This is a genomic window from Nocardioides sp. (assembly GCF_035503875.1).
GTDB lineage: Bacteria > Actinomycetota > Actinomycetes > Propionibacteriales > Nocardioidaceae > Nocardioides.
Window position 1 is genome coordinate 180,097 of sequence record NZ_DATJTA010000008.1, and the last position, 23,749, is coordinate 203,845.

24 protein-coding genes and 2 riboswitches are annotated in these 23,749 nt (G+C 73.3%); of the genes, 14 read left to right on the plus strand and 10 right to left on the minus strand.

Going from position 1 to position 23,749, the window contains the following annotated elements; all coding sequences use genetic code 11:
• Positions 1–13: 13 nt before the first annotated feature.
• Complete coding sequence (gene dctP / locus VMF51_RS02540) at positions 14–1,183, minus strand: TRAP transporter substrate-binding protein DctP (RefSeq protein WP_325472813.1); 1,170 nt, start codon at positions 1,181–1,183, stop codon at positions 14–16.
• 208 nt (positions 1,184–1,391) lie between these two features.
• On the opposite strand from dctP, the gene VMF51_RS02545 reads away from it, so the two are divergent.
• Together VMF51_RS02545 and VMF51_RS02550 are read left to right on the plus strand one after the other, a co-directional pair.
• Entirely contained in the window at positions 1,392–1,808 is a 417-nt protein-coding gene (locus VMF51_RS02545; RefSeq protein ID WP_325472814.1) for a nuclear transport factor 2 family protein, read from the plus strand.
• Positions 1,809–1,894: 86 nt separating this feature from the next.
• Positions 1,895–2,686: an SDR family NAD(P)-dependent oxidoreductase gene (locus VMF51_RS02550; RefSeq protein ID WP_325472815.1), complete on the plus strand. Its 792-nt coding sequence runs from the start codon at positions 1,895–1,897 to the stop codon at positions 2,684–2,686.
• Between the two features lie 13 nt (positions 2,687–2,699).
• On the opposite strand, the gene VMF51_RS02555 is transcribed toward VMF51_RS02550, so the two are convergent.
• A complete protein-coding gene (locus VMF51_RS02555; protein WP_325472816.1) occupies positions 2,700–4,946 on the minus strand; it encodes an LLM class flavin-dependent oxidoreductase in 2,247 nt (748 codons plus the stop codon).
• Between the two features lie 64 nt (positions 4,947–5,010).
• Between VMF51_RS02555 and VMF51_RS02560 the strand changes: the two genes are divergently transcribed.
• Positions 5,011–5,313 (plus strand): helix-turn-helix domain-containing protein, encoded by a 303-nt coding sequence (locus tag VMF51_RS02560; RefSeq protein WP_325472817.1) that lies wholly within the window; start codon positions 5,011–5,013, stop codon positions 5,311–5,313.
• Between the two features lie 77 nt (positions 5,314–5,390).
• On the opposite strand, the gene VMF51_RS02565 is transcribed toward VMF51_RS02560, so the two are convergent.
• The 4 genes from VMF51_RS02565 to VMF51_RS02580 are packed head-to-tail and all read right to left on the minus strand — an operon-like array spanning position 5,391 to position 9,049.
• Positions 5,391–6,107 (minus strand): class I SAM-dependent methyltransferase, encoded by a 717-nt coding sequence (locus tag VMF51_RS02565; RefSeq protein ID WP_325472818.1) that lies wholly within the window; start codon positions 6,105–6,107, stop codon positions 5,391–5,393.
• A complete protein-coding gene (locus VMF51_RS02570; protein ID WP_325472819.1) occupies positions 6,107–6,910 on the minus strand; it encodes an ABC transporter ATP-binding protein in 804 nt (267 codons plus the stop codon). The genes VMF51_RS02565 and VMF51_RS02570 overlap by 1 nt, the downstream gene beginning before the upstream one ends.
• Positions 6,907–7,905, minus strand: a complete 999-nt coding sequence (locus VMF51_RS02575) for an ABC transporter substrate-binding protein (protein WP_325472820.1) — start codon at positions 7,903–7,905, stop codon at positions 6,907–6,909. The genes VMF51_RS02570 and VMF51_RS02575 overlap by 4 nt, the downstream gene beginning before the upstream one ends.
• A gap of 49 nt (positions 7,906–7,954) precedes the next feature.
• Complete coding sequence (locus VMF51_RS02580) at positions 7,955–9,049, minus strand: iron ABC transporter permease (protein WP_325472821.1); 1,095 nt, start codon at positions 9,047–9,049, stop codon at positions 7,955–7,957.
• A 111-nt stretch (positions 9,050–9,160) separates the two neighbouring features.
• A riboswitch (cobalamin riboswitch) is annotated at positions 9,161–9,355 on the plus strand.
• Positions 9,356–9,484: 129 nt separating this feature from the next.
• Between VMF51_RS02580 and VMF51_RS02585 the strand changes: the two genes are divergently transcribed.
• The 7 genes from VMF51_RS02585 (at position 9,485) to VMF51_RS02615 (ending at position 15,505) form a co-directional block, all read left to right on the plus strand.
• Positions 9,485–10,252, plus strand: a complete 768-nt coding sequence (locus VMF51_RS02585; RefSeq protein WP_325472822.1) for a nitrite reductase — start codon at positions 9,485–9,487, stop codon at positions 10,250–10,252.
• A complete protein-coding gene (locus tag VMF51_RS02590) occupies positions 10,249–10,926 on the plus strand; it encodes a precorrin-8X methylmutase (RefSeq protein WP_325472823.1) in 678 nt (225 codons plus the stop codon). The genes VMF51_RS02585 and VMF51_RS02590 overlap by 4 nt, the downstream gene beginning before the upstream one ends.
• The gene (locus VMF51_RS02595) at positions 10,923–12,440 is read left to right on the plus strand and encodes a precorrin-2 C(20)-methyltransferase (RefSeq protein WP_325472824.1); all 1,518 of its coding nucleotides are present in this window, start codon (positions 10,923–10,925) and stop codon (positions 12,438–12,440) included. Before VMF51_RS02590 ends, VMF51_RS02595 begins: the two co-directional genes overlap by 4 nt.
• Positions 12,437–13,180: a cobalt-precorrin-4/precorrin-4 C(11)-methyltransferase gene (locus VMF51_RS02600; RefSeq protein ID WP_325472825.1), complete on the plus strand. Its 744-nt coding sequence runs from the start codon at positions 12,437–12,439 to the stop codon at positions 13,178–13,180. Before VMF51_RS02595 ends, VMF51_RS02600 begins: the two co-directional genes overlap by 4 nt.
• Positions 13,181–13,182: 2 nt before the next feature.
• Positions 13,183–13,821, plus strand: coding sequence for a 5,6-dimethylbenzimidazole synthase (bluB, locus tag VMF51_RS02605; RefSeq protein ID WP_325472826.1), 639 nt, complete (start codon positions 13,183–13,185; stop codon positions 13,819–13,821).
• Positions 13,822–13,873: 52 nt separating this feature from the next.
• Positions 13,874–14,779, plus strand: coding sequence for a DUF1838 family protein (locus tag VMF51_RS02610; RefSeq protein WP_325472827.1), 906 nt, complete (start codon positions 13,874–13,876; stop codon positions 14,777–14,779).
• Between the two features lie 126 nt (positions 14,780–14,905).
• Positions 14,906–15,505 (plus strand): hypothetical protein, encoded by a 600-nt coding sequence (locus VMF51_RS02615; RefSeq protein ID WP_325472828.1) that lies wholly within the window; start codon positions 14,906–14,908, stop codon positions 15,503–15,505.
• 41 nt (positions 15,506–15,546) lie between these two features.
• Here the strand turns inward: VMF51_RS02615 and VMF51_RS02620 are convergent, their stop codons facing one another.
• The gene (locus VMF51_RS02620; protein ID WP_325472829.1) at positions 15,547–15,846 is read right to left on the minus strand and encodes a hypothetical protein; all 300 of its coding nucleotides are present in this window, start codon (positions 15,844–15,846) and stop codon (positions 15,547–15,549) included.
• Between the two features lie 183 nt (positions 15,847–16,029).
• On the minus strand, positions 16,030–16,218 hold the full coding sequence (locus VMF51_RS02625) for a hypothetical protein (RefSeq protein ID WP_325472830.1): 189 nt from the start codon (positions 16,216–16,218) through the stop codon (positions 16,030–16,032).
• Between the two features lie 521 nt (positions 16,219–16,739).
• Here VMF51_RS02625 and VMF51_RS02630 point away from each other — a divergent pair.
• Entirely contained in the window at positions 16,740–17,948 is a 1,209-nt protein-coding gene (locus VMF51_RS02630; RefSeq protein ID WP_325472831.1) for a threonine/serine ThrE exporter family protein, read from the plus strand.
• On the opposite strand, the gene VMF51_RS02635 is transcribed toward VMF51_RS02630, so the two are convergent.
• A complete protein-coding gene (locus tag VMF51_RS02635) occupies positions 17,914–18,804 on the minus strand; it encodes an alpha/beta hydrolase (protein ID WP_325472832.1) in 891 nt (296 codons plus the stop codon). The genes VMF51_RS02630 and VMF51_RS02635 overlap by 35 nt on opposite strands.
• A 58-nt stretch (positions 18,805–18,862) precedes the next feature.
• Positions 18,863–20,098, minus strand: coding sequence for a precorrin-6y C5,15-methyltransferase (decarboxylating) subunit CbiE (gene cbiE, locus VMF51_RS02640; RefSeq protein WP_325472833.1), 1,236 nt, complete (start codon positions 20,096–20,098; stop codon positions 18,863–18,865).
• 26 nt (positions 20,099–20,124) lie between these two features.
• Positions 20,125–20,280, plus strand: a riboswitch (cobalamin riboswitch).
• A gap of 36 nt (positions 20,281–20,316) precedes the next feature.
• Between cbiE and VMF51_RS02645 the strand changes: the two genes are divergently transcribed.
• From VMF51_RS02645 to cobO, 3 genes are read left to right on the plus strand one after another with little or no spacing between them, the layout of a single operon-like run.
• On the plus strand, positions 20,317–22,365 hold the full coding sequence (locus VMF51_RS02645) for a VWA domain-containing protein (RefSeq protein ID WP_325472834.1): 2,049 nt from the start codon (positions 20,317–20,319) through the stop codon (positions 22,363–22,365).
• Positions 22,366–22,370: 5 nt separating this feature from the next.
• Positions 22,371–23,129, plus strand: a complete 759-nt coding sequence (gene cobA / locus VMF51_RS02650) for a uroporphyrinogen-III C-methyltransferase (protein ID WP_414689434.1) — start codon at positions 22,371–22,373, stop codon at positions 23,127–23,129.
• Complete coding sequence (gene cobO, locus VMF51_RS02655; RefSeq protein ID WP_325472836.1) at positions 23,129–23,743, plus strand: cob(I)yrinic acid a,c-diamide adenosyltransferase; 615 nt, start codon at positions 23,129–23,131, stop codon at positions 23,741–23,743. The genes cobA and cobO overlap by 1 nt, the downstream gene beginning before the upstream one ends.
• Positions 23,744–23,749 lie beyond the last annotated feature (6 nt).

Below are 23,749 nucleotides of genomic sequence, written 5' to 3' on the forward strand. Positions count from 1 at the left end.
CTCTCCTGTCGGGTCAGGACGGGTCGATGTCGAAGACCTCGGACATCACCGTGTCCAGCCACGGGTCGAGGTCGATCTCGGGTGCCTGGGTCGGGTCGTCGAGGCTCGCGACGAAGTCGTCCAGGGTGGTGTAGTCCGTCGCGAACCCGAGGTCCTCGACGATGCCGAGCCACTTCTCGTGGGCGGCCTCGTAGTCGTCGAGCAGAGCCTCCGGGTCCTCGACGCCCTCCGGGGCGTTCGCGGCCATGTCGTCGAGCACCGTGTCGTGGAAGCCGGAGATCTTCTCCTGCACGGCCGCGTCGGGCTTGTCGAAGGTCACGCCGTGCTCGCCCGCCTGCGTCGCGAACTCCCAGTAGACCTGGATCTGGGCCTCGACGAAGGACTTCAGCCAGGCGCGGACGCCGGCGTACATCTCGTCCTGGCTGGCCTCGTCGAGGTCGTCCCAGGCGGAGTTGCTGATGGTGACGCCGTCCTGGTTCCAGCCGTTGAACTGCAGCGGCACGTAGTGGCCGCCGAGTTCCCACAGGCCGGAGAGGACGTAGTGGGCGGGGTAGGTCATGACGCAGTCGACGATGCCGCGCTGGTAGCCCTCGTAGATCTCCTCGGGCAGCAGCGTGACCGGGTTGGCGCCGAGATTCTCGACCTCGTCCGCCCATGCCTCGCCGGCGATGCGGATCTTGCGCCCCTTGAAGTCGTCGACCGACGTGATGGGCTTCTTGCACAGCAGGTCGTACTGCTGGACGAGCGCCATCGGGGCGATGTAGCGGATGCCGAGCTTCTCCAGGTCCCCGTCGAGCGCGCCGGTGTCCTTCGCGAACTCCAGGTGCGCCCCGATCTTCTGCAGCAGGCCGGCCGGGAAGGCGCCCGTGTTGAGGAAGGAGGCCGAGCTGAGCCAGTCGACGGTCGGGAAGTCGGCGGGGGTGGCCGGCGGCTGCACCCGGCCCATGTCCAGGAGCCCGTCGTTCATCGCCGCGGCGAGCTCGTCGGTCGCAGCGACGCTGTTGGACCAGAACATCTCGAACTTGACGTCCCCGTCGGTCGCCTCGGTCACGGCGTCGGCGTAGGCCTGGCTCGCGTCGGCGAAGGCGTTGCCGGGCGCGTAGATGTCCTGGAACTTCAGCGTGGTGGTGCCGCCGTCGCTCGCGGTCCCGCCGCCGCCAGCGCAGGCGGTGACGAGAGCCATCGAGGCCAGGGTGGCGCCGAGGACGCTCGCGCGCCGCCGGCGTCGGGTGCTCGGGAGAATGGTCGTCGTGTCGCGCCTCATCGTGGTGCCTCTCTGCGTGAACCCATCCCTCGTGATGGCGGTCACTGGTAACCATATGCATGATTGCCCTAGTTTCGGTAGGGGCTGTCCGCAAGACGCGGACGAACGAGCTGAGGAGCGTGACGACATGGGTCAGCAGGCGGAGATCGAGCGGCGGGTGGCGCGCCTCTATGCGGAGTACGCGCGCGCCGTGGACGACGGGGACCTGGTCGCCCTGCGGGCGATGGTCGCCGACGACGTGGTGATCACCCGGGGAGGCGAGACGTTCCCGGGGGTCGAGGAGTTCATGGCGGTCTACCAGGGCGTGGTCGACGCGGGTGTCCCGTGCCAGCACGCCGTCACCGGCCTGCTGGTCGACGCCACTCCCGGCGGCGGGCTCCGGGTGCGGGCCTACTTCCGCGCCCTCTTCTTCGACGCGACCGGGACCCGCCTCGTCGTCGGTCGGTACGACGACGACCTCGTGGAGGTCGACGGCCACCTGCGGTTCGCGCACAAGCGGAACCTCGTCGAGAGGGTCGTCGCGCTCCCGGCATCCAGCATCTAGGCGCATCATTGTCAGGAACTGCGGATCGGTGCTAGCGTCCCCGCACCTCGACCGCAGGCCGAGGACGTCGCTCTCGAGGAGGCCCGGTGACCATCGCGCAGCACACCGACGCGCAGACCATCGACCGAGGGACCGGGGCACGCGGGGTGGTCGTGACCGGCGCCGCCCGCGGGCTCGGGCTCGGGATCGCGGAGTGCCTCGCCGCTGCGGGACACGCGGTCGTCGGGGTGGACCTGCTCCCGGAGGTCGAGGCGGCGATGGACGGGCTCGGGTCCGGCCACCGCGCCGTCGTCGGCGACGTGACCGACGGGGTCGTCATCGGGGCGGCGTGCGAGCGTGCCGCTCAGCTCGGCGACGGGCTGGGTGCCGTCGTCTTCAACGCCGGTGTGACCGCGCCCGGCGACACCGTCGACTACCCGGTCGCCGACTGGGACCGGGTCGTGGGCGTCAACCTCCGCGGCGTGTTCCTCGGCGCGCAGGCCGCCCGGCCCCATCTCGTTCCCGGCGGCAGCATGGTCATGATCTCGTCGATCGCCGCGGCCCAGGGCTTCGCGGCGCGGGCGTCGTACTGCGCCTCGAAGGCCGGGGTCGAGGGGCTCGTCCGCTCGTTGGCCATGGAGTGGGGACCGGCCGGCATCCGGGTCAACGCGGTCGCCCCCGGCACCATCGAGACCGAGATGCAGCGGCGGATGGTCGAGGCGGGCCGGCTATCGACCGATGCGGCGCTCGAGCGCGTGCCGCTCGGCCGGATCGGCCGCGCGCACGACATCGGCAACGCGGTCCGCTTCCTCGTCTCGCCGCTGGCCGACTACGTCACCGGCGTGGTCCTGCCGGTGGACGGGGGCTGGGCCGGAGGCGGCATGCCCGCCACCGCCTGACGAAGTCCGCTGCTCAGGCGGCCGGGCCCTCGACGGCGTCGGTCGCCGGGTCGATGAAGAAGTTGTCGCGGAACAGGCCCGTGGGGTCGTAGCGACGCTTCAGGTCGCGCAGCCGGGCGAGGTGGGCCGGCGGGAAGGCGCGCTCGAGCCAGAGCGGGCCGGTGCCGGTCTCGAAGCTGAGGTAGCTGCCGGACAGGTGGGGCACGAGCCGCTCCCAGGCGGAGTCGAACGACGGGCCGGTGCCGAAGCCGGAGAGCGAGAACGCCGCGCTGCGGCCGGCGTACGCCGTGGCGCCGCTCGGTACGTCGGCGACGGCGCCGCCGACCGCCCGGATCGAGAAGAAGTACGACGTCCCTGCGTCGAGCAGCTCTGCGACCTCGGCCGCGAGCGCGGGGGAGAGGTGGTCGGCCAGCCCGGAGTGGGTGTGCGGCTCGCCGCGGCCCTGCTGCGGCTCGTCGCTGCTGAACAGGCCGATCACCTGGTCGTAGGTCGTGAGCACGACCTGCTGCTGCACCAGCGGCGCGATCTCCGCGATCGGCTGCAGGCGCGCGACGACGGTGTCGGGGTCGTCGGCGTCGACGACCAGCATCGCCTGGGCGATCCGCTGCCCGCCCCGCCGCGCGCCGAGGATCACCTGGCCGGTGACGCTGCGGTCGGCGGACTCGATCTCCCGGCCCCACCGCTCGAGGAAGGTCGCGGTGTCGCTGGCGTCGAAGGCGAGCTGGGCGAAGGCGATCGTGCCGACGCGCGAGGCGGTGAGCTCGAAGGAGGTGGCGATGCCGAAGTTGGCCCCGGCGCCGCGGATGCCCCAGAACAGGTCCGGCTCCTCGTCGGCGCTGGTGCGTACGGCCCGCCCGTCGGCCAGCACCATCTCGACCGCGGTCAGGTGGTCGATGGTCAGGCCGTGGCTGCGCGCGAACCAGCCGATCCCGCCGGCCGTCGCGAGCCCGCCGACGCCCACACCGCCGTAGTCGCCGCTGCTGACCGCGAGCCCGTACGGCGCCAGCGTGCGCGCCACGTCCGCCCACCGGGCGCCCGGGCCGAGCCGGACGCGGCCGGTCTCCGGGTCGAGCACCTCGACGCCGTCGAGGGCGCTGACGTCGATGACGAGACCGCCGCGGTTGAGGGACCGGCCGGAGATGCCGTGTCCGGCGCTGAGGATGCCGAGCGGAAGCTCGCGGTGCTCGCGCGCCACGGCGACCGCGGCCCGCACCTCGGCGACGCTCCGCGGCCGGAGGACGAGGCCGGGGGCACCGCCGCGCAGGTAGCTCGACGTGTAGCGCGCGTACGCCGGGTCGCCCGGCTCGACCGCGCGCTCGGCGAGCTCGGGCGGCAGGTCGTCGTACCCGATGCCGGGGAGGCGTTTCGCCAGCGCCGAGGTGCCGCGGACCCGGCCGCGCTCCCGCACCCCGGAGCCCTCGCGCGCCTCGGCGACCCGGTCGCGCACCTCGCCGGTCATCGCGGCGAAGCGACGCAGCCCGCCCTCGTCGTCGCCCATCACGATGAAGGTGCTGACGCCGTCCTCGACGGCCAGGCGCACCAGGTCGTCGGCGGTGGTGTCGGGCGTGACGTTGAGGAGCCGGACGACCTCCGCGGGGTCGCGGCCGGCGCCGCGGGCCGCCTCGTCGATGACCTGCATGCCGCGCTGGAGGTCGCCGGGCTGCAGGTAGGGCAGCGAGGGCAGCCAGCCGTCGGCCGCGCGGCCGATCAGGCGCTGCATGCGGGGCTTGAGCGCCCCGAGCCAGATCGGGACGTCGTGCGCGGGCGCCGGGCCGCGCTTGGCGCCGCGGACCCGGTGGTGGGCGCCGTCGACGGCGAGGACCGACCGGTCGGCGGTGTCCCAGATCCCGCGGATGATCGTGATCGCCTCGGCCAGGGCGTCGACCGACTCGCCGGGGTTGAGGCGGGTGCCGCCGTACGCCTCGATCGCGTCCCAGAAGCCTCCGGCACCCAGCCCCAGCGCGACGCGGCCGCCGGAGAGTAGGTCGAGGCTGGCGACCGACTTCGCGAGCACGGCGGGCGGACGCAGGGGCAGGTTGAGCACGTTGCCGGCGAGGTGGATGCGCTCGGTGCGGGCGGCGGCGTACGAGATCAGCGTCCAGGTGTCGAGGAACGAGCCCTGGTAGGGATGGTCCTGGAACGTCGCGAGGTCGTAGCCGAGCTCTTCGCTGAGGACCGCGAGCTCGACCGGCCGTCCGGGCGAGGCGGCCGCGGGGGTGATGAAGGATCCGAAGCGGAGGGGGTGGCCGTAGTCGGGCATGCCTCCAGCATCCGTCGTACGACGGGGTCGGTCCAACTGCACGTAACCGGGTTACTCTGGGTAAGTGACCACGAGGAGCAGCACACGCGCCGGGCAGGACCTGATCGACGACGCCACCTGCCGCGAGGCCACCGCGGGCCTGGAGTTCGTCGGCCGCCGCTGGACCGGCGCGATCATGCTCGCGCTCGGCCGCGGCGCCACCCGGTTCGGCGAGATCGAGGCCGCCGTCGACGGGCTGTCCGCGCGCCTGCTCACCGCTCGGCTGCGGGAGCTGGAGGCCCACGACGTCGTCGAGCGCGAGGTGATCCCGACGACCCCGGTCTCGGTGAGGTACCGGCTCACCGAGACCGGGGTCGCGACCTGCTGACCGCGATGCAGCCGCTGGTGGCCTACCACCTGCGCTGGGGCGACTGACGACCCCGGCGCAGGTGACAGGCGTCGGTCTCAGGGGCGGGTGCCGCGGATGAGGTACTGCATGAGCACCTCGTGGTTGGGGGCGACGCCGTACTCGACGTCGAGCTCGTGCAGGCGGGTCAGCTCGACCGCCTCGACGTCGACGAACCCGGCGGCGCGGATGCGCTCGACGAACGGCTCGATGGAGGTCGACTCCGCGAGCGGGATGGCCTGCCGCACGTCCTCGCCGTACGACGTCCGGAACTGGTCGCTGGCCCCGTCGTACAGGCCCCGGGCGAACCAGGTGGCGTCGACGACGGCGAGGGTGCCGCCGGGGCGCAGCAGCTCGAACCAGTTCGCCAGCGCGGTGTCGGGCTCGCGCAGCGTCCAGGTCACGTAGCGGTTGACGAGGGCGTCGAAGGACGCGGGCGGGAAGTCGGGGGCCACCGCGTCGCCACGCAGGAAGGTGGGGGCGTTCGTCATGGCGTCGGCGTGCAGCTGTGCCCGCTCCAGCATCCCGTCGGCCAGGTCGACCCCCGTGACGCGGTGACCCAGGCCGGCGAGGGTGCACGCGACGTACCCCGACCCGGTGCCCACGTCGAGGACGTCGAGGGGGCCGCCGCCGAGCGCGTCGGTGAAGACCTCCCGCCAGGCCGCGAGGTCGAGCTCCTTGCGCTCCGGACGCTGCTGGTACTCGTCGTACGGCGCCGAGCGCTCGGTCCAGTAGTCGTTCATGGCCGACTGGACGTCGGGGGAGGTCTGGGTCATCAGTGGATCCTCTCGAAGGTGCGGTGCGTGGCGAGGCGCCGGGGACGGAAGGCGAGCTGGAAGCCGTCGTCGAGGTCGAGGCGGCGGACCGCCACCTCGTAGACCGGCTCGAGGTGCTCGGCGGTGAGGACGTGGTCGGGGGTGCCGCTGGCCACCACCGAGCCGTGGTGCAGCAGCAGCACCCGGTCGCAGTAGGACGCGGCCAGGTTGAGGTCGTGCAGGATGACGATCACGGTGTGCCCGCCGTCGACGGCGAGCTGGCGGGCCAGGTCCAGGACCTCGTGCTGGTAGCGCACGTCGAGGTGGTTGGTCGGCTCGTCGAGCAACAGGTGGCTGGTCTCCTGGGCCAGCGCCCGGGCGATGAGCACCCGCTGGCGCTCGCCGCCCGAGAGGCCGTCGAACGGTTTGTCGGCCAGGTGCAGCGCCCCCACCTGGGCCAGGGCCGCGGCGGCGACGCGCTCGTCGTCGGCCCCGCGCCGGGCGAACCCGGAGCGGTGCGGCGTACGGCCCAGCAGCACCATGTCGGACACCAGCAGGGGCAGGTCTCCCGAGGTCTCCTGGACGACGACCGCCACCCGGCGGGCGACCTCGCGGGCCGAGAGCCCGCCGAGCTGCTCGCCGTCGATGAGCACGGCGCCCGTCCGGGGGCGCAGCGATGCGTACAGGGTGCGCAGCAGCGTGGTCTTGCCCGACCCGTTCGGTCCGACGAGGCCCAGCACCTGACCGTGCGGCGCGTCGAGGTCGACCGCGTCGAGGACCTCGCGCTGGCCGTAGGAGAACCTGATCCCGCTGGCGGAGATCATCGCTGGAAGTGCTCCACGATGTTCTCCAGGCCGTCGATCGCCAGCGGCGAGGGCGGCTCGGAGAAGTTGAACAGCTGGGTCAGGATCGCGTCGTCCTGCACCGCCGTCAGCGCCTCGGCGCCGTTCATCTCGGTGATGGCCGCCTCGACGTCCGCGGGGTCGCCGTCGGAGTGCAGCAGGATCAGGACGTCGGGGTCGCGCCCGACGAGCTCCTCCAGGGTCACCTCGAAGACGCGCTCGCTGGTGTCGTCGAAGACGTTGGTGAAGCCGGCGGCCTCCAGCTGCGGCTGCGCCATCGACGAGGTGCCGTACGCGTACGGCGTACCGCCGCCCACCGTGGGGTAGAGGACCGCGGCGGTGCGCTGCTCGTCCGGGTCGACCCGGTCCAGGACCTCGGCCAGGCGGGTCTCCAGCCGGCCGACGGCCGCCTCGGCCTCCTCGGCCTTGTCGAAGATCGAGCCGTAGGTGCGCATCTGCTCGTAGATGTCGTCGAACGACGGGTCCGCCGGCGGCTCGGGACACAGGCCCGGCTCCTCCATCAGCGGGATGCCGGCGGCGCCGAGGGTCTCGCGGTTGAGATTGTCCGCCTCGCCGAAGACGATGTCGGGCTGCTCGGCGAGCACGACCTCCTTCGAGATCTGCAGGTGGCCGGAGGAGTCGATCTCGTCCGAGAGCGTCGGGATCGACTCCAGCTCCGCCCAGGTCTCGTCGTCGTAGTAGTCGCGGGCGTAGGCGCCGGCGCGCGCCGTCACCACGTCGCCGAGGACGCCGAGCTCGTGCAGGTACGGGACAGCGGCCGACTTCAGCAGCACGCCCTTCTCGGGCGCCTGGTCGAAGACGACGTCGGTGCCGCAGTTCTCGACGGTGACGGGGAAGGCGCCCCCGGTGGACCCGGCGGTGCTCTCCTCGCCGGACTCGGAGTCGGAGCCGCAGGCGGAGAGCGAGGCGATCAGGACGACGCCGGAGACGAGGGCGATGGGGCGGGAGACGGACACGTGGTTCCTTCGTGGAGGGGTGATGGGCACTTCAGGCGGCACGGGCTTCTCAGGCAGGTGAGTGCAGCCTGCGGATCAGGTAGAGCAGGAACGGGGCTCCGACCATGGCGGTGACGATGCCGATGGGCAGCTCGCGCGGCTGGAGGAGCATCCGGGAGAGCAGGTCGGCCCAGAGCAGGAAGATCGCGCCGAGCAGGGCGGCGGTGGGGATCGACCACGCGTGCGCCGCCCCCACGAGGCGCCGTGCCAGGTGGGGGACGACCAGCCCGACGAACCCGATCGAGCCGGAGGCGGCGACGACGAAGCCGATGCACAGCGAGACCAGGATCAGCAGCTGCGTCCGGAAGCGGGTCGGCGAGACGCCCAGCACCAGCGCGGTGTCGTCGCCGATCGCCAATGCGTCCAGCTTGCGCCCCCACAGGGCCAGCACGATCGCCGTACCGAGGACGACGAGGGTGAGCGCCAGGAGGGGCGCTCCCCACTGGGCCAGCGCCAGCGAGCCGAGCAGCCAGAACATCACCGAGCGGGCGCCCTCGGCGGATCCCGACGCGAAGATCAGGAAGCTGGTGAGTGCCGAGAGCGCGTAGCCGACGGCGACCCCGGCGAGCAGCAGTCGGACCGAGGTGATGCGCCCGGCCGCCCGGGCGACGACGAAGACCAGCAGCGAGGCCGCCAGAGCGCCGAGGAAAGCGCTGACCGACAGGGCGTGCTCGCCGACGCCGAGCGTCACGCCGAAGAGGATCGTGGCCGCGGCTCCGCTGGACGCCCCGGAGTTGATGCCGAGCAGGTAGGGGTCCGCGAGCATGTTGCGCACCATCGCCTGCAGCGCCGCGCCGCACACGGCGAGACCGGCGCCGACGGCGATCGCCATGACGACCCGGGGGAAGCGGACGTCCCAGACGATGACCTCCGAGGTCGCGTTGACGCCGTCGGGGACCGTGGACAGCAGCCTGGCCCGCAGCACCTCGAGCACCTCGGTCGGCGCGATCACGATCGGGCCGATCCCGATGCCGAGGACGGCGGAGACCAGCAGGGCGACGACCAGTGCCGTCACGACCACGGTGTTGCGTCGCCGCCGACGTCCCCGCCCGAGGGGGTCCGACCCGACCTCTGGTGGGACGGACAGCGTGATGGCGTGCGGCACCCGGGCTCCTTGTTGCGACCGATATGCAATAGCGAGGTAAGCGTAGCGGCGTCGGGTGACGACGCGGCGACCGGGTGCCGACGACTGCGTGTCGGGCCACGATCACCGGGCGGTACGCTCCTGGCAGCCAGTCGTGCTCCTGATGCCAGGAGTCAGGGAATCCGGTGTGACTCCGGAACTGACGCGCAGCGGTGAGGGGACGGGTGGGACACGCCGGCAACGGCAGCCACTGGGGCACACGCCCTGGGAAGGCGTCCTCTCCCGGGTGATCCGAGTCCGAAGACCTGCTGGCCCTGACGACACCCGTCGTCGGGTCATGGTGGGTCTCGCGAACGGACCCCGACTCCGAGCAAGGTGAACGCCCCGGTGGACCGGTACCGACCAGATCGCTGTCCTGGTGCGCTGCGCCCCTGGCCCGCCGACGACGGCTTGCTGGTGCGCCTGCGTCTGCCCGGCGGCCGGGTGGGGGCCACGGCGCTCGACGCCCTCGGGCGCTTCGCCGAGCGGTACGGCGACGGCCACGTGCACGTGACGTCGCGCAGCAACCTCCAGGTGCGGGGACTTCCGGGAGCCTCCGACCTCCCCGCGGACGTCCTGGCCGAGCTGGAGGCCACCGGGCTGCTGCCCAGCCGGACCCACGACCTGGCCCGCAACGTGATGGCCTCGCCGCGGACCGGACTCGCCTCCGCGCCCGCCGACCTGCGGCCGGTGCTGCGTGCCCTGGACGCCGCGATCTGCGGCGACCCCGTGCTGGGCGGGCTCCCCGGTCGGTTCCTGTTCGTCCTCGACGACGGCACCGGCGACCTGCTCGGCGCGACCTGCGACCTCGGGCTCGTCGCGCTCGACGACGCGCACGGCCAGCTGCGGGTCGGGGACGGGTGGGGGGACGTCGTACCGGTGTCGAGTGCGCACGAGGAGCTGGTCGTCCTGGCCCGCGCCTTCCTCCGCGCGCGCGGAGGCGGACCGTCGGCCGCCTGGCACGTGCGCGAGCTCCCGTCCCCGTTGGTGCCCGCCCGGTCCCCGGACCCGCGGGTGCCGTCTCCGGCGCCACCGCTGCCGTACGGCGCCGTCCCCGGCGGCCGGCACGTGCCCGTGCCGAGCGACGGGCTCGACCGGTCCGCCGTCGAGCGGCTCTGCGCCGCCGCCCCCGAGCTCGTCGTCACGCCGTGGCGTGGCGTCCTGATCCCCGAGGAGAACCGATGAACACGCCGGACACCGGCCCGCGCCGCCCCCGCCGGCACTACCCGTACGTCGACCGCGGGCCCGCGATCTACCACGACTCGTTCGCGACGATCCGCCGGGAGGCGGACCTGTCCGGGGTGCCGGCGAGCGCCGAGCAGCTCGCCGTACGGATGATCCACGGCAGTGGGCAGGTCGACCTGGCCGAGGACCTGGTCGTCGACCCGCGCCTGGTCCCGGCGGCCCGCGCCGCGCTGGAGGCCGGCGCGCCGATGCTCTGCGACGCCACCATGGTGGTCCGGGGCGTGACCCGGAGCCGGCTGCCCGCCGACAACGACGTCGTCTGCCTGCTCGAGGACCCGCGCGTGCCCGGCCTGGCGGAGGAGTGGGGGACCACGCGCACGGCGGCCGCGGTCTCCCTGTGGGAGCCGCGGCTGGAGGGCGCGGTGGTCGCCATCGGCAACGCCCCGACCGCGCTGTTCCACCTGCTCGAGATGCTGATCGACGGTGCTCCCCGGCCCGCCGCGATCGTCGGCTGCCCGGTCGGCTTCATCGGTGCGGCCGAGTCGAAGCAGGCCCTGGCCGACCTGGCGCGCGACCACGGCATCGACATCCCGTTCGTCACCGTCCGTGGCCGGCGCGGCGGGTCCGCCATGACGTCGTCGGCTCTCAACGCGATCGCCCAGGAGGTCGAATGAGCAGCGGACCGGGTCGGTTCTTCGGCGTCGGGGTCGGCCCCGGCGATCCCGAGCTGATCACGCTCAAGGCCGCCCGGCTGATCGGCGCGGCCGGCGTGGTCGCGTACCACGCTGCCGCCGGCAAGCAGTCCAACGCCCGCCGGATCGCCGCCGGCCTGCTGCCGCCCGGTGTCGTCGAGGAGGAGCTGACCTACCCCGTCACGACCGGCAGCACCGACCACCCCGGCGGCTACACCGGCGCGCTCGCCGAGTTCTACGAGGAGGCGGCCGCCCGGCTCGCCGCCCACCTCGACGCCGGCCGGGACGTCGTGCTGCTGGCCGAGGGCGACCCGCTGTTCTACGGCTCGTACATGTACATGCACGACCGGCTCTCGGCGTCGTACTCCACCGAGATCGTGGCGGGCGTCCCCGCGTTCCTCGCGGCCGCGGCGACGACCGCCAGCCCGCTGGTGCGCCAGACCGACGTGCTGACCGTGCTGCCTGGGACGCTGCCCGAGCCGGAGCTGGCCCGGCGGCTGGCCGACACCGACGGTGCCGTGATCATGAAGCTCGGACGGACCTTCCCCGCCGTACGACGGGCGCTCGCCGCTGCTGGCCGCCTGGAGCACGCGCTGTACGTCGAGCGCGCGTCGATGCCGGAGGAGCACTGGCGGCACGTGGCCGAGGTGGACGAGCGCGACGTGCCGTACTTCTCGCTCATCGTGGTGCCGGGGGACAGCCTGAACGGCGCGCGGTCCCGGGACGCCGGGGGCGCGGAGCCCGCCGCCCCTCCGGCGGACGCGAGCCCCGCCGAGCTGCTGGTCGTCGGGCTCGGACCGGGCCCGGACGGTTGGTTGACCCCGGAGGTCGCGTCCGCCCTCGCGGAGGTCGACCACGTGGTCGGCTACGCGCCGTACGTCGCCCGGGTCCCGCAGCGCGAGGGGCTGACCCGGCACGCCTCGGGCAACACCGTGGAGGTCGACCGGGCGCGCGCCGCGCTCGACCTCGCGCGCGGCGGGGAACGGGTCGCCGTGGTCTCCGGCGGGGACGCGGGGGTCTTCGGGATGGCGGCCGCGGTGTTCGAGGCCGCCGAGGACCCGGCGTACGCCGACGTGCGGGTGCGGGTGCTGCCCGGCGTCAGTGCCGTGCAGGCCGTGGCCGCCCGCGCCGGGGCGCCGATCGGCGCCGACTTCGCGGTGCTCAGCCTCTCCGACCGGCTCAAGCCCTGGGCCGTGGTCGAGCGGCGGCTGCGCGCCGTGGCCGAAGCGGACCTGGTGCTGGCCGTCTACAACCCCGCGTCGCGCTCGCGCACCGAGCAGATCGCGACCACGCGCGCCGTACTGCTCGAGCACCGCGACCCCGCCACTGTGGTCGTCGTCGGCCGCGACGTGGGCCGAGCCGAGGAGTCGCTGACGGTCACCACGCTGGGCGAGCTCGACCCCGGGAGCATTGACATGAAGTGCCTGCTGATCGTGGGCGCGTCCTCGACCCGGGTGTCACCGGCCGGGGTCTGGACGCCGAGGTACGTGCGGTGACCGTGCACTTCGTGGGCGCCGGTCCGGGAGCGGCCGACCTGCTGACCGTGCGCGCCACCCGGCTGCTCGCCGCGGCCCGGGTCGTGCTCTACCCGGGCACCTACCTCGATCCCGAGGTGCTGGCGCACTGCGGGCCGGACGCGCGGCTGGTCGACACCCAGGACCTCGACCTGGACCGGATCACCGAGCATCTGGTCGACGCGGTCCGCGCCGGTCTGCCTGTCGTCCGGCTGACCTCTGGCGACCCGTCGCTGTACTCCGCGCTGCACGAGCAGACCCGGCGCCTCGACGCGGCCGGCGTTCCCTGGGAGGTCACCCCCGGCGTCCCGGCGTACGCCGCCGCGGCGGCCCTGGTCGGCCGGGAGCTGACCGTCCCGCGGGTCGCGCAGTCGGTGGTGCTCACGCGCACCCGCGCCCGGTCGACGCCGATGGGCGAGGGCGAGCGGCTGGCGGACTTCGCCGCCACCGGCGCCACCCTGGTGCTCCACCTCGCGATCACCCGGACTCGCGAGCTGATGGCGGAGCTGTCCCCGGTCCTCGGAGACGACTGCCCGGTGGTCGTCGTACACCGCGCTAGCCAGCCGGGGGAGCAGGTCCTGCGCGGCACCGTCGGAGGGATCGCCGACGAGGTCGAGGCGATCGGCCTGCGGCAGGCCGCGGTGATCCTCGTCGGGCCGGCGCTCGCCGGGGACGGCGGGGAGTCGTACCTCTACAGCGCGGACCGCGAGCGGCGGAGCTGACCGTGGACCTGTACGACGCGCTCGCCCTCCGGCGGGACACCCGGGCCGAGTTCACCGGCGTACCGCCGTCCGACGAGGCGCTGCAGCGGATGCTCGCCGCGGCGCACCGGGCGCCCAGCGTCGGGATGTCCCAGCCGTGGGTGTTCGTGACGGTGCGCGACCTCGCGACGCGTCGGGTCTTCCGCGAGCACGTCCACACGGAGCCGGAGGTCTTCGCCTCCTCGCTCGACGGGGAGCGGGCCGCGACCTTCTCCGGCATCAAGGTCGAGGGGATCGTCGAGTCCGGCCTCGGCATCGTGGTCGGCTACGACTCGACGACCGCGGGTGCGCAGGTGCTCGGGCGGCATGCCATCGCCGATGCCGGTCTGTACTCGGTCTGCCTGGCGATCCAGAACCTCTGGCTGGTCGCGACGGCCGAGGGCGTCGGAGTGGGGTGGGTGAGCTTCTACCGCGAGGCGTTCCTCGCCGACCTGGTCGGCTTCCCCGCGCACGTCCGGCCGGTGGCCTGGCTGTGCGTCGGCGAGGTCGCCGAGCTGCCGACCGTGCCCGATCTCGAGCGGTTCGGCTGGCGCGGACGGCGGCCGCTGGTCGTGCGCGAGGAGTCGTACGACGGAGTCGCGCGAACCGTCTCCGTCGACTGAGCGCCGCTGCTAGCCTCCGTCCACCTGCCGCCCGGGTGAGAAGGAAGCCTCCGTGACCCGTTCCGTTCCACTGGACCTCGCCGCGTCGCCGCGCGACAACCTCTACGCCTTCGGGAAGACGTGGGGGACGTTCGGCGAGGACCCCCTGGTCTCGACGTTCCACGGCGCGATGTACGCCTCCGTCGGGACCTCGCGGCTGCAGCCGCTGTTCGGGTACGCCGGCACCGGCATCACCAAGGTCCGCTTCGTCGGCGACGGTCCCGCCGAGCGCCTCCAGATGCGCGGCAAGGAGACGGGGTTCTTCTACGACCTGCGCACCGGCGACGTCATCGAGACCTGGGACAACCCGTTCACCGCGGAGACCGTGGAGGTCTTCCCCTTCCTCAACGACAAGATCGGCGGCGAACTCACCCTCGAGATGCCGAGGCTGTACGTCGGCGACGCCGAGGAGCACGGCGTCGCGATGAACGAGAACGTCGACGCCACCGAGGACGGCTCGCTGCCGTTCATCCTGCCGTGGGCGGTCTACGGCGACGAGGTGCTGCTCGAGTGGGACTACGCGCACGAGTACCCCAACCCGGTCACCCCGACCGGCTGGCCGAAGGCCTCGACCGGCGCGACGATCAACCCCTCGGAGCACTTCGTCATCTACACCTCGAAGCGCGAGCTCGAGGACCGCGACCTCGCCTCCGCCCACTTCCGCGCCGGCTTCTCCCGCGTCTCGCCGTTCTGGCCGTGGATGCGGATGGGCGGCTCGGGACTCGAGGGCGGCGTGATGACCGGCCGGCTGCACAGCCGCAAGACGATCCGCGGCCTCGACGACGTACCTCCGAAGATCCGGGCGTACACCGAGAAGCACCACCCGCAGTACTTCGAGCCCCCGGCCGACTGGGACGTCTCCGGCCCCATCCTGTCCTCCTGGGAGGCCTTCGCCCGCGCCACCCCGCCCGAGGCCTGACCCACCCCGTCACCCCGCCGAGTCGGCAGAACTTGCGCGCCGAGTCGGCAGAACTTGCGCGCCGAGTCGGCAGAACTTGCGCGCCGAGTCGGCAGAAGCCGCTGCCGACCCGGCACGATGTCGCGCGTGGGAGAGAAGCCGACGGATGAGTGGATCTACGTCGTCACCGACGTCGAGCTCGACGGACCGTGGCCCGGGGTGAACTCGATGCGATCGTTCGCCTCGGTCGCGGTCTCGCGCGACGGGACCGAGCACGGACGCTTCGAGGCGGTGCTGGAGCCGCTGCCCGGGACGGCGCCCGACGAAAAGACCCTGGCATGGTTCGGGACGCAGCCCGGTGCCTGGGAGGCGGCCACCACAGACCCGGAGCCGGTCGTCGACGTGATGGTGAGGTACGTCGATTGGCTGCGGACTCTGCCCTGGCCGCGGACGTTCGCCGCCTTCCCGATGTCACTGGACGGGTTGTGGATCGACTACTACCTGCGCCGGTTCACCCGGTACGGCGTCCGGCAGGGTCACCACGAGCAGGACACGGTGTTCGCCGGCGGCGGCCTGTGCATCAAGAGCTATGCCGCAGCCATCAGCGGGATGCCGGTCGCGGACGTGCAGCCCGACACATTGCCGAGCGCGTGGTTCGGCGAGATCGCGCACTCGCACCGGGCGATCGACGACACCCTGGGGTACGCGAACCTCCTCGTCGAACTCCTGGGCCGCTCCGGTGCGTAGCGACGGCTGGTCCCGGACGCGACATCGAGACCGTTCGGTGACTACTCGCCGGAATCGTCCTCCTCGTTGGTGTCCTCGATGTAGCCGCTCACGGGATCGACCATCGCGAGGAAGTCGCGGATGGAGTCGACGTGTGCGGCGCGAGGCAACCTCTGGCCGTCGGAGCGGCCGCCCGAGAACCCGTAGCCGACCGCAGGACCACTACAACCACTACACCCGCCTGGGAGGCGGGTGTAGTGGTAGGTGCCCGGCTGCGAAGCGTCATAGGTGATGGCGAAGTCGAAGCCGTCCACGGTCACGTGGAGGTTGTCCGCAGATGGGGCGTCGGCGTCTCGGTCCATGGGCGCATTCAAGCAAGAGGCGCGTTTCTGGTCCTGGCGGGTCGAGAGCAGGGATGCGCGGTCGCCTTTCCTCAGGTTGTGTGCGGCCGGCCGCGCCGGCGCGCGTCTTCGGGCACACGACCCATCGGCCGTCGCGCTCTGCGCGGCTGAGTGTTCGGTGCGCGCGAGGGCGCGGCGAGCGGGTCAGTCGACCTTCGCGGCGCGGTGCCGGCGGACGTTGCCGTAGGTCGCGCCGATCGCGCCCGCCCCGAAGAGCAGTGCAGCGGTCCGGATCTCCAGCCCGAGCCCGGTGATCCGTCCCGCGACGAAGACGACAGCGATCCCGAGCGCGAGTGCGACGTAGGCACCGAGCAGCGTGCGAGCCAGTTCCACGGTGACCCTTCGTCGGCGGGATGTGGGCTCAGGGTAGGTTGCGCCACCCTAGGTTCGCCGGGACTTCGAGTGATTGGGCGACCAGGTCCGGCACGTGAGAGGTGAGCCGAGCAACGAAACCGCGCGTTGTGGCGTCCCACGAGCAAGGCCGCGCGTGAAGTCGTACCTTCCCGTCTCGGTCGCCGTGCTCGTCGTCTGTTGTGTGGTCAACGCCTGTGGACCATCCAGCGGTCATGGGCGCTCGAGCGGGCGGACGTCAGGGACGACGAGCGCTCCCGCGGAGCCGACGCCGAGGACCGACATCAGCGCCAAAGCGACCAGCGCTCCCGAAACGGGTCTCACAGGGAGGGCCGCCTCGGAGAGTGCTTGGTGAAGGCGACAACTTGTGCCGACTCGAGGCGCAACTTCTGCCGACTCGGCGATGTGCCGGCGGGTAGCGGAGTGCCAGCCCTCACAGGTCGAGGTGCCCCGACCCGATTCGGGTGAGGTGGCGGGGTCCGGGATGACCGAGCATCGCGCTCGTGGACGGCTTCGACGTGGTGGTCCGGGTGGCGCGGCTGGCGCTGGAGTCGAGCGCGGAGGGTGTCGGGCTGCTGGAGGACTACGTACGGCGCGCGGGTGCGTCGTACGGGCTGGAGGTCGGGCTGGTGGTCCTGCCGGAGCAGATCCTGGTCCAGGAGCTGGGGACCGACCAGCCGCGTACGGCGCTCGTCCGCGCCGCTCCGGGCATCTTCCGGCTCGACCAGGTGGCCGACCTCAAGCGAAGCCTGGTCGACATCGAGGCCGGTGCGCCTCCCGACGAGGCGTGCCGGCGGCTCGACGCGATCGCCGGACGCACGGCTCCGTGGCCGTGGTGGGCTCGGGTCGTCGGCGTCGCGCTCTTCGCGGCCGGCTTCGCCCCCAGCGTCGTGGCGTCCTGGGGCGAGGTGGCGGCGGCGGCGATGCTCGGACTGCTCATGGGCGTGCTGGTCGTCGCGGCCGGTGGCACGCGGCTGGAGGGGATCGTCCCGTTCCTCGGCGCGTTCGTCGTCACGGTCCTCGGCCTGACGCTGCTCTCCGACCTCGCGTCCACGACCGGGGTGACGCTGATGGTGCTGCCGGCGCTCTTCATCACCGTCCCGGGCGACACGCTCTCGGCGGCAGCGGGGGAGCTCCTCAGCGGGCGGTTCACGGCCGGCGCGATCCGTCTCGCTCTCGGCCTCTTCGTCCTCGGCCTGATCGTGATCGGGATCGTGGCGGGGGCGAACCTGACCGGCGACGTCGACGCACTCTCCGAAACCCTGCCGGCGCCGGACCTCCCCCTGCTGGTGGTCCTCGCCGGGTGGGTCGTCTTCTCCGCCGGACTGGTCCTCGCCTTCAACGCGCCGCCCACGGTGTTCTGGTGGTTGGTCCCGAGCGTGATCGCCACGTTCCTGCTCCAGCAGGGCGTGACCCGGGTCGCCGGCGCCGTGCTCGGCACGCTCGTGGCGGGAGCCGTCCTCGGGGCCTTCGCGAACCTCCTCGACGCGCACCCCCATCGCCCGCCGCGGCTGGTCCTCGTGCTCGGGGGCTTCTTCGTCCTGACCGTCGGCGGGCTGGGCGTTCGCGGCGTCACCGCCGTGTTGGGAGAGGACCCGGTCGACGGCCTCACGGATCTGGTCGACTTCGGCCTCCAGGTCCCGACCGTCGCTCTCGCGATCGCGCTCGGCGTGCTGCTCAGCGACCGGTGGCGTCCGCGCTTCCGTCCGTGACGTCGACGCGCCGGGTGTGCTCGAGGATCGCCTCGGCGAGCGGTACGACGACCGGGGAGCCGAGTGCGTGCCCCATCCCGGGGATGGTCACCAGGTCGGCGCCCGGGATGGCGTCGGCGATCCGCGCGGCCGACGGCGGCGGGTTGATCGGGTCGGCCGGCGCCTCGACCACGAGGGTGGGTACGGCGACCGACGCCAGCTCCGCTCCCCGGTCCAGGCCGCTCTGGTCCGCGCGGGCGTGCGCCGCGGGGTTGTCGTGCCGCCCGGTGTGGTCGACGACGTGCTCCTCGAGCCGGTGGAACTCGTCGGCGTCGAAGGGCACCTCGTCGCCGTTGAGCAGGCGCCAGTGCTCGACGCGGAAGGCGATCTCCTCCTCGCGGCTGCGCGGGTCGGCGAGTCGCTCCCACAGGGCGAGCAGGCGGGGGTCGATGTCTCCGAACGGTGCCGGGGCGCCGTCGGGGCCGGCGCCCTCGAGCACGGCGGTCGCGAGGATCGTGGCCGAGAGCAGTCGGTCCGGATGGTCGAGGAGGAGGAGCTGCGCGAGGGTGCCGCCCATCGACATGCCGACGACGTGGGCGCGGTCGATGCCGAGCCCGTCGAGGACGGCGACGGCGTCGCGCGCCAGGTCGGCGACGGCGTACGGCTGCTGGTCGAAGGCCCACGTCGACCGGCCGGTGTCCCGATGGTCGTAGCGGACCACGCGATGGTGCTCACCGAGCCGGGCCACGAGCTCGTCGGGCCACGCGACGCCGGAGGAGTTGGCGCCCATCACCAGCAGCAGTGGCGACCCCTCACGGCGGCCGGACTGCTCGACCCACAGGCGGACATCGCCGGACACGTCCACGTAGCACTCCACGCGGGCATTCTGCGGGTGCGGACGACGAGGTGCGAACGACGTTCGGGCGCTGGGCTGCTCAGCGGGTCCAGGACCACTGGGTGACGGTGCGGGCCGGCGTCCAGCCCGTGAACGTGCCGACCGGCGCGGTGGTCTCGACGGCGATCCGGGTCAGCTCGCCGCCGCGGGTGCGGTGGGCATCGGCCAGGAGGCCCTCGGTCTCGAGGGTCACGCCGTGCACCACCAGCCGGCCGCCGGGGGACAGGGCCTTCAGGCAGGCGTCGAGGACGCCGGGCCGGGTGGCCCCGCCACCGATGAAGACGGCGTCCGGAGGAGCCAGGCCGGCCAGGGCGTCGGGAGCGCGACCCTCGACGACCGTGAGGTCGGGTACGCCGAGTCGCCGGGCGTTGCGGGCGATCCGGGCCGCGCGATCGGGGTGCGACTCGACCGAGGTGGTGCGGCAGGTGGGGTGCGCGCGCATCCACTCGACGCCGATCGAGCCCGCACCGGCACCGACGTCCCACAGGTGCTGGCCTGGGGAGGGCGCGAGCCGCGCGAGGGCGGAGGCGCGCAGGTCGCGCCGGGTCAGCTGACCGTCGTGCTCGAAGGCGTCGTCGGGCAGCCCCGCCACCCACGAGGAGCGCCAGCCGGCGACGTCGGACGGGATCTCGACGGCGAGCACGTGCAGGGCGGGCACCTCGTTGAGCGGGTCGACGACCCAGTCGAGCGCCGTACGGCGGATCCGGGACTCCTGCCCGGAGCCGAGGTCGGCCAGCAGGGTGAGTACGGCGGCGCCGCACCCGGCGTCGGTGAGCAGCCGGCCCACGACGGCCGGCGTGCCCGGGCCGGAGGTGAGCAGCAGCAGTCGCCGGCCGGGCGCGACCTCCCGCAGCAGGCGCTCCTCGTGACGCCCGACGAGCGTGACGACCGCGGACTCCTCGGCCGGCCAGCCCAGCCGCGCCCGGGCGAGCGCGACGGAGGACACCGCGGGCAGCACCCGTACGGCGTCCGCCCCGAGCTCCCGCACCAGCGTGCTGCCGATGCCGGAGACCATCGGGTCGCCGGACGCCAGCGCGACGGTACGACGGCCGCGCAGCCGATCGAGCAGCGCGGGCAGTCCGTCGGCGAGCGGCGAGGGCCAGGTCAACCGCTCCTGCCCATCCGCCTCGGGGGCCGCCGCGAGATGTCGGCGACCGCCGAGCAGCACCTCGGCATCCTGCACCAGCGCGAGGGCAGCATCGTCGAGGAGGCCGTCGGCGCCGACTCCGACGACGGTCATCCACACGCCGGGAGGGGGGTCTGTCGGGACGGGCACGGGACGGGAGGCTATCGTCCTGGCCTACGTGAGGTGCCCCTGCGGCCCAACCATCGCCCGGCGGTGGGGAAGGACAACGGGGAGAATCTGGGAAGCCGGTGAGATTCCGGCACAGGCCCGCTGCGGTGAACCGAGCACTCCGCCAGGAGTGACCCGGCCAAGTCCGAAGACCGGCCTCGCGTCGCCACATCCAACGGCCTTGCGAGCGGGAGCCTCACGTGCCAACGACCTACCCCTTCTCTGCCGTCGTCGCCTCCGGTGACGACCACCTCGGTCTCGCGCTGGTGCTGACGGCGATCAGCCCCCAGATCGGCGGCGTCCTCGTGCGCGGCGAGAAGGGCACCGCCAAGTCGACCACCGTGCGCGGTCTCGCCGAGGTCCTCCCGTGGATCGAGGTGTACGACGGCGATCGGTACTCGATCGATCCCCGCGACCCCTCCGCGACCTCGCCCGACGGCACTGTCGCAACGACGGCGACGACCGTCAGCCGTCCCGTCCGGCTCGTCGAGCTGCCGGTCGGTGCGACCGAGGACCGGCTGCTCGGCTCGCTGCACCTGGAGAAGGCGCTGACCGCGGGCGCGGTCGAGTTCGAGCCCGGTCTGCTCGCCCGCGCGCACCGCGGCGTCCTGTACGTCGACGAGGTCAACCTGCTGCACGACCACCTGGTCGACCTGCTGCTCGACGCGGCGGCCACCGGCGGCGTGACCGTCGAGCGCGACGGCATCTCGCTCAGCCACGCCGCGCGCTTCGTGCTGATCGGCACCATGAACCCCGAGGAGGGCGAGCTGCGCCCGCAGCTGCTCGACCGGTTCGGCCTGACGGTCGAGGTGGCCGCGCCCCGCGACCCCGCCCTGCGCGTGGAGGTCGTACGGCGCAGGCTCGCGTTCGACCGCGATCCCGAGTCCTTCGCCGCCGGGTACGCCGGCGAGCAGGCCGACCTGTCGCGGCGGATCGCCGCGGCCCGGGACCGGATCGACGACGTCGAGGTGAGCGACGCGGCCCTGCTCAAGGTGGCCGAGGTCTGCGCGGCCTTCGAGGTCGACGGCCTGCGTGCCGACATCGTCACCACCCGGACCGCGGTCGCCCACGCCGCCTGGGTCGGTCGCGACCGGATCACCCGCGCCGACATCCGCGTCGCCGCGCTGCTCGCCCTGCCGCACCGGCGCCGGCGCAACCCGTTCGACGCCCCCGGGCTCGACGAGGACCTGCTCGACCGGATCCTCGGCGACGAGGAGCTCCCGGACCCGCCGGAGCCGACCGACCCGCCGCAGGACCCCACCGAGCCGTCCGATGGCACGTCCGACGGGCAGCCTGAGCCAGGCTCACCGAACGACGCTCCCGAGTCGACGGAACCCGCCCAGGGACCGACCTCGGACGAGGCACCCCAGGCCGCCGACGACTCCGACACCGAGACACCGGCGCCGCCGCCCGGTGCCCCCGGCGCGCCCAGCGCCGAGCCGGCCCGCGCGGGCGCGGCGTACCGACCGCGGCTCTTCGCCGTGGACGGGCTGGGGGAGGGCGCTCCTGGACGTCGCAGCCGGGCGCTCGGGACGACCGGCCGCCGGATCGGCAGCGGCACCGGCCGGGGCGCCCTGCACCTCGTCGAGACGCTGCGGGCCGCCGCCGAGCGGCACGCCGCCCGGGGCACCGGCCTCCGGGGCGATCGGCTCCGGCTGGACCCGGCCGACCTGCGCACCGCTGTCCGCGAGGGCCGCGAGGCCAACCTGCTGCTGTTCTGCGTCGACGCCTCCGGGTCGATGGCCGCTCGGCGGCGGATGGGCCAGGTCAAGACCGCGGTCCTCTCCCTGCTGACCGATGCGTACCGCCGCCGGGACCGGGTGGCGATGATCGCCTTCCGCGGTGCCGGCGCCAAGGTGGTCCTGCCCCCGACCGGCTCGGTCGAGGTCGCGGCGACCCGCTTGGACGACCTCGCGACCGGCGGGCGCACCCCGCTGGCCGAGGGCCTGGAGTCCGCCCACGACCTGGTGCGGCGCGAGCGGCTGCGCGACCCGCGGATCCGCCCACTGCTGATCGTGGTCACCGACGGGCGGGCCACCGCCGGCCCCGACGCCGTGGCCCGCTCCCAGCGCGTGGCCGGACGCCTCGGATCGCTCGGCGTACCGGGGGTGGTCGTCGACTGCGAGCAGGGGCCGCTGCGGCTCGGCCTCGCCGCGACCCTCGCCGCGCACCTGCGTGCCGAGCACGTGCCGATGGCGCAGGTCAGCGCCGACGGACTGGTCGACGTCGTCACGGGACACGTCGCGTGAGCTCGCTGCTCGCCCCGCTGTGTCCCGGCACCGTGACCCTCGTCAGCGGCGGTCCCGGCGACCCCGGCCTGATGACGGTGGCCGGCCGCGCCGCCGTCGAGCAGGCCGACGTCCTGCTCGTCGACCACCTCGCACCCGCGGGTGCACTGGCCTGGGCGCGGATCGACGCCGAGGTCGTCGACGTCGCCAAGCTGCCCCGCGGCGCCAGCACCTCCCAGGAGCGGATCAACGCGCTGCTGGTCGAGCACGCCCGGGCCGGACGGCGCGTCGTCCGGCTCAAGGGCGGGGACGGCTTCGTGTTCGGCCGCGGCATGGAGGAGGTCCTGGCCTGCGCCGAGGCCGGCGTACCGACCCGGGTGCTGCCCGGGGTGAGCTCGGCCGTCGCGGTCCCGGCCCTGGCGGGCATCCCGGTCACCCACCGAGGGGTCGTCCACGGCTTCAGCGTCATCTCCGGGCACGTCCCACCCGGCCACCCCACCTGCACGCTCGACTACGCCGCTCTCGCGCGCGCCGGCACCAGCCTCGTCGTCCTCATGGGCGTCGCCAACCTGCGCGCCGTCACCGACGAGCTGATCCGGCACGGACTGTCCGCGGACACTCCGGCCGCCGTCATCGCGCGCGGCGGACATCCCGACCAGGAGGTCCGCGTCGCCGACCTGGCGGGCATCGCCTCCGCCGCGGTCGGGATCGCCCCGCCCGCGGTCACGGTCATCGGCGAGGTCGCCCGGTACGCCGTCCCCACCCTGCTCCAGGAGGTCCACTGATGCCCCAGGGCCAGCCGCTCGCCGTACCCGAGGACGGGCTCACCACCCGCCAGCGCCGCAACCGTCCGCTGCTGATGGTCCACACCGGCGACGGCAAAGGGAAGTCCACCGCCGCCTTCGGCCTCGCCCTGCGGAGCTGGAACCAGGGCTGGAGCATCGGGGTGTTCCAGTTCGTGAAGTCGGCCAAGTGGCGCATCGGCGAGCAGACCGTCCTCGAGCGCCTCGGCGAGCTGCACGAGCAGACCGGCGAGGGCGGTCCCGTCGAGTGGCACAAGATGGGCTCGGGCTGGTCCTGGTCGAAGAAGCAGGGCGACGAGGAGGACCACGCCCGTGCGGCCGCCGAGGGGTGGAAGGAGATCAAGCGCCGGCTGGCCGCGGAGACCCACGACCTCTACGTCCTCGACGAGTTCACCTACCCGATCGCGTGGGGCTGGGTGGACGCCGACGACGTGGCCGAGACGCTGAGCAACCGGCCCGGTCGCCAGCACGTCGTGGTGACCGGGCGCCGCGCCGCGCCGGCGCTCCTGGACGTCGCCGACCTGGTCACGGACATGACCAAGGTGAAGCACCCGATGGACACCGGTCAGAAGGGCCAGCGGGGGATCGAGTGGTAGGCCGCC